Genomic DNA, 14,984 nt, shown 5'->3' with positions numbered 1-14,984 from the left:
GCCCAGTTGAGCACAGCAGGAGGCCCAGTTGAGCACACCGTCCAACCCAGGACCGCATCCGGCACCCCACGCTCCGATGATCGACGTGCCCGCCGACGCCTGCGGCGCGCACTGCCACATCTTCGGCCCACGAGCCTGTCCCCGTACGCGCCGGACCGGACCTTCACACCCCCCGAAGCGCAGCTCGCCGATCTGGAGAAGCTGCACCACCTGCTCGGGTTCCACAGGGCGGTGATCGTCCAGTCGGCTGTGCACGGCGCCGACCACGCCTCCCTGGTGGCCGCGTTGGAGGAAGGCGCGGGCCGATACCGCGGTGTTGCGCTGATCCGCCCCGGCACCTCCGCTGCGGAAGTCGGCCGCTTGCATGACGCCGGCGTTCGCGGTACCCGTCTGCACTTCACCCCGCATCTCGGACCCGCGCCTACGCCTGGAGCGATCGAAGCGATCACGGATCTGGTTCGTCCCCACGGCTGGCACATCGCGCTGCACGTCGCCGGCAACGGCCTCGCCGAACACGAGGACTTCATCAGGTCGCTGCCGCTTCCGGTCGTCATCGACCACATGGGCCGTGTCGATCTGCGCCGGGGCCTCGACTCTCCTGCGGTGACGGCTTTGCGCCGGCTGCTCGACACCGGGCGGGTCTGGGTCAAGCTCAGCGGCGCCGACCGCCTTGCCACCGTTCCACCGGACATGAGCGACTCCGCCGCGCTCGCCACGCTGCTTGCCAGGACTGCGCCGCAACGGGTTGTGTGGGGTACGGACTTCCCCCACCCCAACACCCACGGCTTCGTCCCCGACGACGGTGACCTGGTCGACCTCCTCGCCGAAGTCGCCCCCACGGAGGCCGACCGAAGACGACTGCTGGTCGACAACCCCGCGAAATGCTTCGATTTCCCGCGCTGATCACGGAGACACCCACCTCGCGGCACCGCCGAGCGCTCCCCGGCGCCGCGAGGTGGGGTAGATTCGAGCCAGTCCGGGCTGGGGTGCGTTCAGCCTGGAAAGGCCCGCGGACAGGGACGGAGAAAGCCAGGAGTGTCACGGGAAGATCCGGATTTCATCGATTCCGTCGACAAGGCCTTCCAGGTCATGATGGCCTTCTCCGCGGAGCATCCGGAGCTGACCATCAGCCAGGCGGCCGAGCTCACCGGCCTCACTCGCGCGACCGTCCGTCGCGTGCTGCTGACCTTCACCCGCGTCGGGTTCGCCACCCAGCGGGACCGCCGGTTCCGGTTGACGTCGAAGGTGATGCGCCTCGGCTACGGTTACCTTTCTTCCTCTCCGTGGTGGGAGCACGCTGAGCCGCACATGCGCGACCTGTCCAGTTCCACGCAGGAATCGTCCTCGCTGGCGACGTTGGACGGCGCGGAGATCGTCTACCTGGCGCGGGTGCCGAGTCCGCGGAGCGTGTCGATCACGCTGAACATCGGCTCGCGGCTGCCGGCTTACCCGACGTCGCTCGGCCGGGTTCTGCTCGCGGCGTTGCCGGACGCCGAACTCGATGCCTACCTCGAAGAGGTCGAGCTCACGCCACTCACCTCGCACACGATCACAGACCGGCGCGAGCTGCGCGAGGCCCTGATGACGGTTCGCGAGGACGGCTTCGCGTTGATCGATGGTGAACGAGAAGAGGGCGTCCGCTCGGTCGCGGCTCCCATCCGGGACCGCAGTGGCGTCATCGCCGCACTCAACATCTCGGTCAACGCGGCGCGCATCCCCGCTGGAGAACTTCGCGACCGATGCGCGCCCCTCGTGCGCGAACACGCCGACGCCATCTCCACCGAAATCAACCACCGCTGACGAGGCCGCTCCACACACTGGAAATTGGGCACGCGGAAACGAAACGTAGCCCTGTGAGGTCGGAAACGACAACGGCGCCATCGTGAGGCCGATGAGGCCGTCGACCCAGAGATCAGGTGCGTGCGGGCTCAGAGGCCGGTGAGGTCCTCCCGGTCCTGTCCGCCTGCGGCCCGCAGTTGCGGGTTCGAGTCGCGGATGGCCGCGGCGTGCCGCACGTGTTCGGCGGTGAGCCTGGCGGCGGCTTCCGCGTCACCTTTTCGCACGGCCTTCAGAATCGCGTCGTGGTCGCGCTGCAGTGCCATGGCGGCGTCCTCGCTGCCCCACACGGTCGCGGGCGGGGTGAAGCGCACCCACAGGGCCTCGACGTACTGCAGGACCAGCGGCGAGGACCGCGCGTAGATCGAGAAGTGGAACTGCTTGTTCAGACGTGAGAGCTCGGCGGGTGCGGCTCCCTCGCGCACCGCCCGGTCGATCTCGGCGTGCTGCCTCTCGATTTCCTGAAGTCCCTCGGCGGTCATGCGCTCGACCGCCATCCCGGCGGCCACGGATTCGACGGCGGCGCGCAGCCGGTAGAGGTCGGCCGCGGTCTCCGGCGTCATCTCCCGGACCGTGGCGCCCTTGTGCGTGGAGTAGACGATCATGCCGTCCGCCTCCAGGATGCGCAGCGCCTCCCGGACGGGGGTGGGGCTGACGCCGTACCGCTTGGCCAGCACCGTCTGCTTGATCAGCTCGCCGGGCCGGATGGTGCCGGCGGCGACGTCCTCGCGGATCCGCTCGGCGACCCAGGCCGTGCGGCTCTGCGGCGGGGAGTCCGCGTTGCCGATGGTCATGTGCCGCCCTTCTGCGCGTCGGTCGGTGATCAGGGTTCGACAGTCTATGGGCTATCGACTACCCGACGGTAGCCGACCGGTATCCATGGACAACACTCTATAGAGTATGTAGCTTCTCTGCAGCCGCCAACGAGGGCGGCCCGAGCACATTGAGCGGGAGAAGTGCATGGACGCACATGCGGGACTGACCCGGCACGTCGCGAAGTGGATCGTCGAGCAGCAGGCACGGCCACTGCCCGCCGACCTCGACCACCACCTGCGCCGGATGACGCTCGACGCGGTGGGCGGCATGGTGGCCAGCTCGGTGAGCCCGGTGTCCGGGGCTGTCGCACGGCACACGGCTGCCCTTTACTCCGGTGACGCGGCGACCGCGATCGGGCACGGAGCGTCGTCAGTCCTGGGTGCGGCGCTGGTCAACGGAACCAACGGGCACGGCATCGAGTCCGACGAGGGCTACACCCCGGGCAGCATGCACCCCACCTCGGTGGTGCTGCCGACGGTGTTCGCCCTGGGCCAGAGCCTCGGCGCCGACGCCGGACGCGTGCGCACCGCGGCCGCGATCGGCATGGAACTCGCGTGCCGGATCGCCGCCGCCGGCCACCCGGCCACCCGCAACCGGCACTTCCACAACACCCCGCTGGGCGGAGTCTTCGGCGCCACCGCCGCGGCGGCCGTGCTCCGCGGGCTGTCGGAAACCGAGACCGCGCACGCACTCGGCATCGCCGGATCCCACGCGGGCGGGCTGTTCGAGTTCCTCGGGGACTCGGCCGAGGTCAAGCGCTTCCACCCGGGCAAGGCCGCCCGCGACGGTATCGCCGCAGCGGACCTGGCCGTCGCCGGACTCACCGGTCCGACCACGGTCCTGGAAGGCACCGACGGATACTTCGCCGCCTACGCTGGTTCGGTGGGGGAGGCATGGTTCCCCGAGCGCGTCACCGACGGACTCGGTGAGCAGTGGGTCGTGCTGAAGACCTACGTCAAGCCTTACCCGTGCTGTCGGCACCTGCACGGTGCCATCGACGGTGCGCTGCGGCTGCGTCGCGAGCACGAGATCGACCCGGCCGATATCGCCGCGGTGCGGGTCGAGACGTTCCCGATCGCCGCCCGGCACACCGGGACCGACCTGGACACGATCCTGCAGGCGCAGCTGAGCCTGCCCTACGCGGTCGCCGTCGCCCTCACCAGGGGCGCGGTGACTCTGACCGACTTCGAGCCCGCTGCCCGCGAGGACGCCGCGGTCCGGGCTCTGATGGGCCGCGTCTCGGTGACCGTCGATCCAGACGCCGACGCCGCCTACCCCCGGTCCGGACGCCCGGCGAGAACCACCGTCGAGTTCACCAGCGGGCGCACCCGCACCACCTGGGTGCAGCATCCGTACGGCGAGCCGGCGAACCCGCTGTCCGACGAGGCGCTCGAGGACAAGGTCCGCGGGTTGTGCGAACCGGTGGTCGGCGCGGCCGCCACCGCCGACCTCATCACCGCTGTCCGGGCCTTCGAGGGGCTGGACTTCCTGGCCGACGTCGACCGCGCGATCCGGTCCCGCGCGCTCGTCGCCGGCTGAACCAGCACGCCCCACGACTGACCGCACCACTTGCGAGGAGCCATCCAATGAGGGTTGGTGTCGAAGCACTGGAGCTCACCTACGGGGAGCACCGAGCCGTGAAGAACCTGGACCTGACGATCCCCGACGGCAGTTCTGTCGTCCTGCTGGGGCAGTCGGGGTGCGGGAAGACGAGCACCATGCGGTGCATCGCCGGTCTGGAGTCGCCTTCCGGCGGCCGGATCACCATCGGCGACCGGACGGTGTACGACGGGGCGAGCGGGATGTCGGTCCCGTCGCACAAGCGCAACGTCGGCATGGTCTTCCAGACCTACGCCGTCTGGCCGCACATGACCGTGCTCGACAACGTCGCGTTCCCCCTGAAGATGAAGGGGGCCGGCCGGGCCGAGGCCCGGCGCAAGGCCCTCGGCGTGCTCGACGTCGTCGGTCTGGGTCACCTGGGCGAGCGCGGGGCCAGCATGCTCTCCGGTGGCCAGATGCAGCGGGTCGCGCTGGCCCGCTCGATGGCCATGGAGCCTGCGGTGCTGCTGCTGGACGAGCCGCTGTCCAACCTCGACGCGCGGTTGCGCGACGAGTTGCGGGTCGAGCTGCGCCGGATCCAGGTCGAGCGCGGTCTGACGAGCCTCTACGTCACCCACGACCAGCAGGAGGCGCTTTCGCTCGCCGACCGGATCGCCATCATGCAAGGCGGCCGGATCACCCAGCTCGGCACGCCGGAGCAGATCTACGCCGCTCCGGCCAGCGCGTCCATCGCCGGTTTCCTCGGCGTCACCAACGTCTTCGAGGTCGAGAAGTGCGAGGGCAACCGGGTTCTTCTGGCCGGCCACGGTCAGGAGCTGGTGGTCGACGACATCGGCGCCGGCGGCGCCGACTCGCGTTTCGCGTGCATCAGGCCCGAGCACGTCCGCGTCGACGCCGGCACTCCCGAGGAGACCGACCCGCCGTCGATGAACCGGTTGCACGGCACCGTCGAAGTGGCGGTCTTCCAGGGAGCTTCGATCCGCTGCACCGTGCGCACCGGCGCCGGTCTGGCGGTGGAGGCGATCTGCCCGCCGCCCACGACCGGCACGCTCACCGCTGGGACCGAGGTCTCGCTCCGCGTCGAAGCCCCCGCCGTCCGGTTGCTGCCAGAGCACGTGGCGGACGCGCAGGAGGTCGTTGCCGCATGACCACGACCCGGACCAGACCCGCCCCCGCGGCGGCCCCACCGGATGCCGGCGTGCCGCGCCGCAGACACCGCAATCCGATCCCGCTGCGAACCCGGGTCCTCGGGCTGCCGCTGCTGGCGTTCATCTCCTTCCTGGTCTTGGTCCCCGCGGCGCTGATCGTGGTGGCGGCGTTCGCCACCGACGTGCCCCGGCCGGGCAACTCCGGGCTCGCCTTCACGCTGGAGAACCTGCGGGTCCTCGCGGCTGAGGGAGTGCTCATAGCGGCGGGCAACTCGCTGCTCATCGCGGTCGGCGCCACGGTGCTGGCGCTGGCGATCGGCGGGGCGCTCGCCTTCGTCGTCGCCCGGACCGACGCCAGAGCCCGCGGCTTCCTCTACCTGATCGGCCTGATGCCGCTGTTCCTCCCGTCCTACGTGGGCGCGCTGGCCTGGTCGATCCTGGCCAGCCCGGGCGCGGGGCTGATCAACGTCGCGTTCCGCGACCTCGGTGCGACGGGACCGGTCGTGAACGTCTACACCATCGTCGGCGTCGTCGTGGTGATGGCGATGTACTACGCGCCCTACGCCTTCCTGATGATTCACAGCTCGATGTCGCTGATGAATCCCGACCTCGAGGACGCGGCCGGCGTGCACGGCAGCCCGACCTGGCGCACCATCCGCTCGATCACCTTGCCACTGTCGCTGCCGGCCATCCTGGGATCCGGCCTGCTGATCTTCGTGCTCGTGTTCGAGAACTTCCCGGTCTCGCAGGTGCTGGCCACCCCGGGCGGGATCGACACCCTCCCGACCTTCATCTACAAGCTCATGAATTCCACCCCGTCGCGGGGCAACGAGGCCGCGGTGATCGCGATCGTGCTCGTCGCGGTGGTATTGGCGGTCACCTGGATGCAGCGCCGCTACCTGGCCAACCGCTCGTTCACCACGGTGTCGGGCAAGGGCGTCAAGGCCCGCACGATCGCGCTGGGCCGCTGGCGGACCCCGGCGCTGGTCGTCGCGGTGGGCTACTTCGCGCTGTCGATCGTGCTGCCCCTGCTCGCACTGCTGTTGTCGGCGGTCCGGAGCTCGCCATACATGAGCTCGTTCGGCGAGCTCGCCGAGCCGGGTGCGCTCGACGCCAGTTCGTTCGCCACAGCACTGGCTTCCGACGGGTTCCTCGGGGCAGCCACCAACAGCGTCGTGGTCTCGGTCGCCGCCGCGGCCATCGGCACTGCGCTGGCCTTCGTGGTCGGCTACGTGGTGTACCGCACCAAGTCCTGCGGTCGCGGTGCGTTGGAGAACGTGTCGATGGTCCCGTTGGCCATCCCGCACGTCGTGCTCGGTATCGGCCTGCTCTGGACCTGGCTTGTCATGCCGCTGCCGGTATACGGCACGCTCGCGGTGCTGATCATCGGCTTCGTCGCGGTTCAGATGCCGCAGGGGTTCCGGGGTATCGCCGCCTCGATCCGGGCCACCGACCGGGACCTGGAGGACAGCGCCGTCATGCTCGGCGCGCGCCGCAGTCGCGCGATCGCCGTGATCACCGTGCCGCTGCTGCGGGTCTCGGTGCTGTCCACGTTCCTCCTCCTGCTCATGCTGAGCATGCGTGAGCTGACCGTGCCGCTGTTCCTCTACACCTCCGACACCGAGATCCTCTCGATCGCGATCTACGACCAGTTCGAGAACGGCGGCGCGCTCAGCGAAGCCTCCGCCACCGCGCTCATCTACTGCGCGATCATGTTCCTGCTCAGCTACCTGCCCCGCCGGTTCGGCGCGGGCCCGGGAGGCCACGGTGCCTGAGACGACGACGTCCCCCCGCTGCGGAGCGCACCGGGTGTGCAGCACGGGGCTGCTGGCCCTCTTGGTCGTGGTGAGCCTGCTGATGTCGGCCTGCGGAGGGTCGGTGCACAACACACCGGCTGCTCGCGCGGCCAAGCTGCTCGCCCCGGCGCAGGTGGACGCCACCGACGGCCTGACCATCGACGGCGAGAAGATCGCCGACAAGGCGCTTTACGACGCCGCCAGGGGCAAGAAGCTGGTGCTGTACTCGGCCGCGGGCAAGGAAGCCGAGGATCTCACGCTGGCGCGGTTCACCGCGGAGACCGGCATCCAGGTCGAGCTGACCCGGCTGCCGAACAACAAGCTCGCAGAGCGAGCGCTGTCCGAGCATGGCGCTGGTCGTCTCGGGGCCGACGTGATCCGGCTGACCGATCCGCGCACCGCACGCGACTTCGGCGAGGCCGGGGTGTACGTGCCCTACCGGACGCCGTTCCACGACAAGCTGGCCGCGGCGGGCGCCACGGTCGACGCGAACTGGTTCCCGGCCTACTACTTCGTGAACGCGATGGCCTACAACTCCGCCATCCACACTCAGAATCCGCCGGACGGCTGGGAGGACCTCGCCGACCCCCGCTACGAAGGGCAGCTCGGGATCGTCGCGATCACCACCGGCGGCACCCTGCAGGCGCTCACCCGGTTCCAGATCGAGGAGTTCGGTCCGCAGTACCTCGACCGCCTGGCTGCTCAGCAGCCCCGGGTGTTCAACTCCACGTCGACCGAAGTGGACGCCCTGGCCCGGGGCGAGATCTCGATCGCGACCGTCAGCTTCAACAACGCCTTCGGCGCGCAGAGCCACGGTGCTCCCATCCGTCTGGTCGTTCCGGAGGAAGGTGTCTCGGCCTCCGAAGGCCCGCTCGGGCTGACCCCGAAGGGAGCCGACAACCCGGCCGCCCAGGTGTTCGCCAACTGGTCGCTGTCCAAGGCCGGCCAGAAGTTCGTCGGCTCCCAAGGCTTCGTCCCGGTCCGCACCGACATCGGTCCGGTCCGCGCCGGTGAATACGAGCTGCCGACGGCCGACTCACCGCGCTTCCACCTGCTCGACGAGGACGGATTCGCCCGGCATGCGGAGGCCGACGAAAAGCTGTGGAAGCAGAAGTTCGACTTCATCGGCTGAACCAGCCGCCACGCCCACGGAAGGCACCAGAATGACTTCAATCCTCGACCGTCCGGCCGACGGTGCGGACGCTGACGACCTGGCCCGCAACGACCTGCTCGACTCGGTCAACGCGTTCGCCGCGCGGCACCTGGCCCCCGGCGCGCTGGAGCGGGCGCACGACCCGCGCTACCCCTGGGACATCGCTGCCACGCTGGGGGAACAAGGCCTGCTGGGCCTGACGATCTCCGAGCAGGACGGCGGACAAGGAGCCGGGCTGGGCACCGCGGTCGCGGTGATCCAGGCGGTCGCCCAGCACTGCCCGAAAAGCGCCGACATCCTGCAGGCAGGCAACTTCGGCGCGATCCGCACCTTCGCCGAATTCGGCACCACAGAGCAGAAGGCGGAGTACCTGCCCGATCTCCTCGCCGGACGAGGTCTGCTCTCGCTCGGGATGAGCGAGCCCGAGGCAGGGTCGGCAGCCACCGAACTCACCACCAGTGCTGTGGAGGACGGCGACGCCCTCGTCGTCAACGGCACCAAGATCTGGGGCACGCACAGCGCGGACGCCACCCTGTTCCTGGTCTACGTCCGCTTCGGCCCCGGCACCCGCAACATCGGGTCGGTACTGGTCGAGCGCGGTGACCCCGGCTTCCAGGTCGGCGAGCCGTCGGCCTACATGAGCGGCGAGACCTGGGCTCAGCTCTACTTCGACGACTGCCGCATCCCGAAGTCGCGGATCCTGCTCGGCCCCGGCGGGTTCAAGAAGCAGATGAGCGGCTTCAACGTCGAGCGCATCGGCAACGCCTCCCGCTCACTGGCACTGGGCAGGCTCGCGTTCAACCTCGCCCGCGAGCACGTGTCCCACCGCACCCAGTTCGGCCGCACGCTCAACGAGTTCCAGGGTGTGCAGTGGACGTTCGCCGAGGCCGCTGTCGCATTGGACGCCGCCGACGCCCTGCTCGCCCGTGCGGTGGCCAACGCCGAGGGCGGGCTGCCTTCGGCCTACGAGACCACCGTCGCGAAGTACGCCGCCAACACCGCTGGATTCCAGGCGGCCGACGCGGCGATGCAGATGATGGGCGCGCTGGGCTACAGCACCGAGTCGTTGGTCGAGTACTGCCAGCGCCGCACCCGCGGCTGGATGATCGCCGGCGGGTCGCTGGAGATGATGAAGAACCGGATCGCGGAGGAGATCTTCGGCCGCCGGTTCCCGCAGCGGGCGGCGTCGTGAGCGGCGACCGGGGACCGGTGCGTGTCGAGCGCGACGGCGATGTCGCCGTCGTCGTGCTCGACAACCCGCCGGTGAACGCGAGCACGGCGGCGGTCCGGGCCGGGCTGCTGGACGCGCTGCGGGCGACCGCCGCGGACGAGACGGTGACCGGCGTGGTTCTGATCGGTGCGGGCAAGCACCTGATGTCCGGATCGGACTTGCGCGAGTTCTCCGTCGACGAGCTGCCGGAACCGCAGCTACCCGAGGTCCTTGCCGCGATCGAGGCACATCCGCGGCCTGTGGTCGCGGCGCTGTCCGGCGCCACCCTCGGCGGCGGGCTGGAACTCGCCCTGGCCTGCGACCGCCGGGTCGCTCTCGCCGGCTGCCGGGTCGGACTGCCCGAGGTCGGCCTCGGGATGATCCCGGGAGCCGGGGGGATCGTCCGCGGCGTGCGGCTGCTGGAACCCGACCGCCTGCTCGACCTGGTGGTTGCGGCCGAACCGATCCCGGTCGGGGTGGCCGGCGAGCTCGGCCTGGTCGACGAGGTCGTCACGGATCGGCTGCGCGACGCCGCGGTGGCCGCGGCCCGGAGCACCGCCAAGTGCGTGCTCAGCACCCTGCCGCCACGGACGGGGAAACCGGTGCTGTTCGAGGAAACCGCCCGTCGGCTGATCTCCCGGCACGGAGCAACCCCGGGCGTCCTGGCCGCGGCAGGTGCGGTGCTGGCCGCGACCGTGCTACCCGCGACGGCGGCACTGCGGCACGAGCGCGCCGAGTTCACCCGGCTGCGGCGCGGGCCCGAGGCCGCCGCCCGAAGGCACTTGTTCTTCGCTCGAACCGCGGTCGCCCGGGCCGGACGACCCAAGGTCGGGCGTCCGATCCGGACAGTCGGCGTGGTCGGGGCCGGAACGATGGGTGCCGGCATAGCCCGGGCTTTCGTCTCAGCCGGCGCCGACGTGGCCCTCGTCGACCGCGATCCGGCCGCGCTGGAGCGGGCCGCCGACCAGGTGGCGCGTGCCGGAGGCGATGCCGCCGCCCGGCTGCGCACCGGGACCGCGCTAGATGTGCTGTCGGATGCGGACCTGGTGGTGGAGGCCGTCGTCGAGGACCGCGGCGTGAAGGCCGCCGTACTCGGCGAGGTCGCCGGCGCCGTCCGACCAGGGCTGCCGCTGGCGACCAACACTTCCTACCTCGACATCGACGCGCTGGCGGCGACCGCCGTCGCCGACCCGGAGCGAGTGCTTGGCATGCACTTCCTGGCTCCCGCGCACCGCACCGGCGTGCTGGAGGTCGTGCGAGGACGAGCGACTTCCCAGGACGCGCTGGACCACGTACTGTCCGCGGCGCGCCTGCTGGGCAAGCTCCCGGTGATCGTCGGAGTCTGCGACGGGTTCGTAGGGAACCGGATTTTCTCCGCGTACCGGCACCAGTGCGAGCTGCTGGTGGAGGAGGGAGCGACGCCGCGGCAGGTGGATGAGGCGCTGCTCGACGTCGGCGTCGCGATGGGCCCGTTCGCGGTGGCTGACATGTCCGGACTCGACGTCGCCTGGCATGCGCGCAGGCGGCGGGACGCCGCCCGGGAGCCGCGCGAGCGGTACTCGGACCTGGCCGACCGGTTGGTGGAGAAAGGCAGGCTCGGGCAGAAGACCGGCGCTGGTTGGTATCGGTACGTCACCGGGGATCGCACCCCCTACGACGACCCGGCCACCGAGGTGTTGATTGCCGAGGCCCGCGCCGCCCATGGGATCGCCCCGCGGGAGATCGGCACGGTGGAGATCGTCGAAAGGGTGCTGACTGCCACTGCGAACGAGGCAGCGTTGGTGCTTGCCGAGGGAATAGCGACCAGACCCGGTGACATCGACGTGCTGATGACACGGGGTTACGGCTTCCCGGAACGCCTCGGTGGACCGTGTCACTGGGCGGCAACCCGACCGCCCGCGGAGTACGCGGCAGCCATTCAACGGCTGGGTGCGGCTCTCGGATGGGGATTCCGGCCCGGTGACCCGGACTTGCTGCGCTGACCGGACCGCGCTGTCCGTTCGCCGTCGTCTCAGGAGATCGGTCAGTCGAGCAGCACGGCGTGCTGGGCGACTGACGCCACGACTCGGCCGTCCCTCTCGAAGAGGGTGCCGCGGGCCAGCCCGCCGCGCTCCCCGGCGGCCGGGCAGTCCTGCACGTAGAGCAACCAGTTGCCCGGCTCGGAGTCGGTGTGGAACCACATCGCGTGGTCCGCGCTGGCCGCGGGCCGGTGCAGGCCCGCCCGCTCGCCGCGGTCCCGGGCGATCACCGGCACCAGCGAGCGGTCCGATGCGAACGCCAGCACCGCGCGCCGCAGATGGCTGTCGGCGCCCGGAACCGGGTCGGCTCGCAGCCACAGGCAGCGCGGTGCCGATGGATCGTCCACCGGGCGCACGTCGAGCGGCCGGGAGGCGGTGCGCCAGTCGCCGTGCGGCGGCAGTCGGACCCCGTCCGCGGGTAGCCCGGCGGTCCGCCGCTGCGGGAGTGAGGGGAGCGATTCGGGTTCCGGAACCTGAGGCGGCCGCACCGAGGCGGTGGAGCTGTTCCTCTCGCCGGGGCCCAGCGAGACGAGGCCGGTGACCAGTTCGCGTCCCGACTGCTCGGCACCGACGGCGAGCACGGTGCGGGTGCGGCCCGTTCGGACGGTTCGGACCTGGTACGCGATCGACTCGTCCGGTCGTCCGGGGCGGAGGAAACAGACGTGCAGCGACTCGACGACCCGGCGGGCAGGTGCGTGTGCGCCGGCCGCCAGGACGAGTTGGGCGAGCAGGTGGCCGCCGAACACGCGCTGGTCGAACCCGGCGACGGGGGAGCCCTCCAGGCATCCGTCCTCGCGGCGCAGTGCGATCCGATCGGCGAGCGGGGTCCGGTTGATCACTCCGGGCAGAGAGGTTTCGTCGCCGCTGAGTCCGGCATCGGGGCGTTCCGTGTCAATGTGGTCCACACCGCAGACACTACAGCAAATAGTCTATAGAGTATTGAGCAAGGTGGCGCCGGTTCGGTCCGGTGACACGCCGCATTCAGCCGAGGAGAGCCGATGGCACCGAACCCCACACCGTCGCAGGCTGACCGCGCTCCGGGCGTGGCCGCGCTGTCCGGCCCGTTGCTGCACCCCGCGTCGGTCGCGATCGTGGGAGCCTCCGACGACCCGAAGAAGACGACCGGCCGCCCCCAGCGGTTCCTCGCGGCGGCCGGCTACGAGGGCACCGCCTGGTTCGTCAACCCGCGTAGGGAGACCGTCCAGGGGGAGAAGGCGTACCCGAGGCTGTCCGCGCTGCCAGCCGTGCCCGACCACGTCTACGTGATGACCGGCGCCGACGCCGCCGTCGACACCGTGGCCGAGGCCGCCCGCCTCGGCGTGCCGGTGGTCACCGTGCTGTCTTCCGGCTTCGCGGAGGAAGGCGCGGAGGGCAAGGCGCGCGAGGACCGGCTGCGCGCTGCCGCCGCGCAGGGGCCGACGCGGGTCGTCGGCCCGTCCAGCCTCGGCGTGGTCAACCCGCGCAACGGCGTCATGCTCACCGGCAATGCCGCATTCGGCGAGGCGGATACCCCGACCGGCGGCATCTTCGTCGCCTCGCAGTCGGGCAGCGTGATCGGCGCGATGGTGTCCCGGGCGCGCGGCCGCGGGATCGGGTTCGCCGGCCTGGTCTCCACCGGCGGCGAGGCGGACCTGTCGCTGGGGGAGATTTGCTCGGCGACCCTGGACGACCCGGAAATCACCTCCTACGCGCTGTTCCTGGAGTCGCTGCGACACGCCGGCGACCTGGCCGACTTCGCAGCCGCGGCCCACCGCGCGGGCAAACCGGTCGCGGTCTACAAGCTGGGCCGCTCCGATGAGGCGGCGGCGCTCACCGTGTCGCACACCGGTGCCCTAGCCGGGGAGGACAGCGAGGCGGAGGCATTCTTCCGGGCGTGCGGTTTCGTCCGGGTCGCCACTTTCGAGGGCCTGTGCGAGGCCCCGGCGCTGCTGGAGCGGATTCCCTCGGACGGCCCCGCCCGACCGAGGGTCGGCGTCGTCACCACCACCGGCGGCGGCGCGGCGATCATGGTGGACCAGCTGGCGTTGCGCGGCCTGTCCGTGCGCGGGCCCAGCCACGAGCTTGTCGAGCGCATGGCCGCCGCGGGTGCCCCGGTGCCGCACAGCTTGATCGCCGATCTCGGCCTGGCCGGCGCGAAGCACGACGTCGTCTCCGCGGCGCTGCGCGAGCTGCAGGACTCCGGTGAGTTCGACCTGGTCCTGTTCGTCATCGGCTCCTCGGCCCGGCTCAACCCCGAGCTAGCCGTGCAGGCGCTGGCCGAGCGCGGCGGGCATGCCGTCCCGGTTGTCGGTTTCGCACTGCCTGAGGCTCCAGACGCGGCGAATCTGCTCGCATCCTCCGGCGTTCCCGCCTTCCGCACTCCCGAGTCCTGCGCGGACGCGATCGCCGCCGCGTTCTCCCGCCGGTCGGCCACCATCGACCCGAAGCGGATCGCCGGTCTGCCTGAGGGCACTCCCCGGCTTCTCGACGAGCAGGCGTCGGCCGAGCTGCTCGCCGGTGGCGGTGTCCCGCCCCTGCCGTCGGTGGCGCTCAAGACCGCCTCGATCGACGACGAGATCACCCTGCCCTTCGGCTACCCGGTCGTGGTCAAAGCGCTTTCCGACCAGCTCGCGCACAAGACCGACGTCGGCGGCGTCGTCCTCGGTGTCGCCGACGCCGACGCGCTGCGCGCCGCTGTTCGCAAGATCGCCGTCGACGTCGCGGAAAGGGCCGGAATCACTGTCGACCGGGTGCTCGTGCAGCCGATGGCGGAAAAAGGCGTGGCGGAGGTGCTGGTCGGCTACCGGCGTAGCCCGGACGTCGGCCCGGTCGTGGTGCTCTCCACCGGCGGTGTGCAGGCCGAGCTGTACGACGACAGCGCCGTCCGGCTGGCCCCGGTGGATCGAGCGACTGCGCAGCAGATGATCGACGAGGTCGCCGGTCTGGCTGTGCTCAAGGGGCACCGCGGCGCGCCGGCTGGCGACATCCCGGCGCTGGCCGACGCTGTGGTCGCGCTGTCACGCCTCGCGGTCGAGCATCCGTCCATAGTGGAGGCAGAGGCGAACCCGGTCCTCGTGCGCACCGAAGGGGTCGTCGCGCTCGACGCGCTGGTTCGCCGTATCGATGACGAGAAGTCCGGACGTGCGTGATGCAGTGATCTGTGTGCCGCGGCCCCGTGCGGGGCACGCCCAGGGCGTCCACGGTTATCACGGTGCTGGTGGACCGGCCGCCAGCGACGACGTGCCGTTCGGGCAGCGCTTGTTGCTCGTCCGGAATGCGGTGGGCGTGACAGGCGGCCCCGGCGCAATTCTGGCACTGGCCACCGCGCGGACGCCACGCAATCGGAGGGTCGGTGGCCGACCAAGTCGTTCCCAGGACTGTGAATGGGCAGACACCGAGACGGTCGTCGAGGCAGACCCTGCACATCCGGGCAGCTGCGAATATCGACTCCTTTACTGCGCCGGGCAC

11 protein-coding genes are annotated in these 14,984 nt (G+C 70.7%); 9 read left to right on the top strand and 2 right to left on the bottom strand.

Going from position 1 to position 14,984, the window contains the following annotated elements:
• The first annotated feature begins 6 nt into the window (after nt 1-6).
• A complete protein-coding gene (locus HUO13_RS27910; RefSeq protein WP_249124119.1) occupies nt 7-903 on the top strand; it encodes an amidohydrolase family protein in 897 nt (298 codons plus the stop codon).
• Between the two features lie 132 nt (nt 904-1,035).
• Entirely contained in the window at nt 1,036-1,800 is a 765-nt protein-coding gene (locus HUO13_RS27905) for an IclR family transcriptional regulator domain-containing protein (protein WP_211897975.1), read from the top strand.
• A gap of 128 nt (nt 1,801-1,928) precedes the next feature.
• Here the strand turns inward: HUO13_RS27905 and HUO13_RS27900 are convergent, their stop codons facing one another.
• Entirely contained in the window at nt 1,929-2,630 is a 702-nt protein-coding gene (locus HUO13_RS27900) for a GntR family transcriptional regulator (protein ID WP_211897974.1), read from the bottom strand.
• A gap of 166 nt (nt 2,631-2,796) precedes the next feature.
• Between HUO13_RS27900 and HUO13_RS27895 the strand changes: the two genes are divergently transcribed.
• Genes HUO13_RS27895 through HUO13_RS27870 form a run of 6 tightly spaced genes read left to right on the top strand, consistent with a single transcriptional unit; the run spans nt 2,797 to nt 11,501 of the window.
• Nucleotides 2,797-4,191 (top strand): MmgE/PrpD family protein, encoded by a 1,395-nt coding sequence (locus HUO13_RS27895; RefSeq protein ID WP_211897973.1) that lies wholly within the window; start codon nt 2,797-2,799, stop codon nt 4,189-4,191.
• Between the two features lie 47 nt (nt 4,192-4,238).
• Nucleotides 4,239-5,360 carry an ABC transporter ATP-binding protein gene (locus tag HUO13_RS27890; RefSeq protein WP_211897972.1) on the top strand — a complete coding sequence of 374 codons (1,122 nt, stop codon included), beginning with the start codon at nt 4,239-4,241 and terminating at the stop codon, nt 5,358-5,360.
• Nucleotides 5,357-7,135 (top strand): ABC transporter permease, encoded by a 1,779-nt coding sequence (locus tag HUO13_RS27885; protein ID WP_211897971.1) that lies wholly within the window; start codon nt 5,357-5,359, stop codon nt 7,133-7,135. Before HUO13_RS27890 ends, HUO13_RS27885 begins: the two co-directional genes overlap by 4 nt.
• Nucleotides 7,128-8,288 carry an ABC transporter substrate-binding protein gene (locus HUO13_RS27880; RefSeq protein ID WP_249124118.1) on the top strand — a complete coding sequence of 387 codons (1,161 nt, stop codon included), beginning with the start codon at nt 7,128-7,130 and terminating at the stop codon, nt 8,286-8,288. Before HUO13_RS27885 ends, HUO13_RS27880 begins: the two co-directional genes overlap by 8 nt.
• A 31-nt stretch (nt 8,289-8,319) precedes the next feature.
• Nucleotides 8,320-9,501 (top strand): acyl-CoA dehydrogenase family protein, encoded by a 1,182-nt coding sequence (locus tag HUO13_RS27875; RefSeq protein ID WP_211897970.1) that lies wholly within the window; start codon nt 8,320-8,322, stop codon nt 9,499-9,501.
• Entirely contained in the window at nt 9,498-11,501 is a 2,004-nt protein-coding gene (locus HUO13_RS27870) for a 3-hydroxyacyl-CoA dehydrogenase NAD-binding domain-containing protein (protein ID WP_249124117.1), read from the top strand. The genes HUO13_RS27875 and HUO13_RS27870 overlap by 4 nt, the downstream gene beginning before the upstream one ends.
• Nucleotides 11,502-11,542: 41 nt before the next feature.
• On the opposite strand, the gene HUO13_RS27865 is transcribed toward HUO13_RS27870, so the two are convergent.
• On the bottom strand, nt 11,543-12,442 hold the full coding sequence (locus tag HUO13_RS27865) for an acyl-CoA thioesterase (RefSeq protein ID WP_211897969.1): 900 nt from the start codon (nt 12,440-12,442) through the stop codon (nt 11,543-11,545).
• Nucleotides 12,443-12,535: 93 nt separating this feature from the next.
• Here HUO13_RS27865 and HUO13_RS27860 point away from each other — a divergent pair, with 93 nt between their 5' ends.
• Entirely contained in the window at nt 12,536-14,665 is a 2,130-nt protein-coding gene (locus tag HUO13_RS27860) for an acetate--CoA ligase family protein (protein WP_211897968.1), read from the top strand.
• Nucleotides 14,666-14,984: the final 319 nt, after the last annotated feature.

It is taken from the genome of Saccharopolyspora erythraea, from assembly GCF_018141105.1.
Classification (GTDB): Bacteria; Actinomycetota; Actinomycetes; order Mycobacteriales; family Pseudonocardiaceae; genus Saccharopolyspora_D; species Saccharopolyspora_D erythraea_A.
Note: the sequence above shows the minus strand (reverse complement) of the source record. Positions and strands in the feature narration are given on the sequence as shown.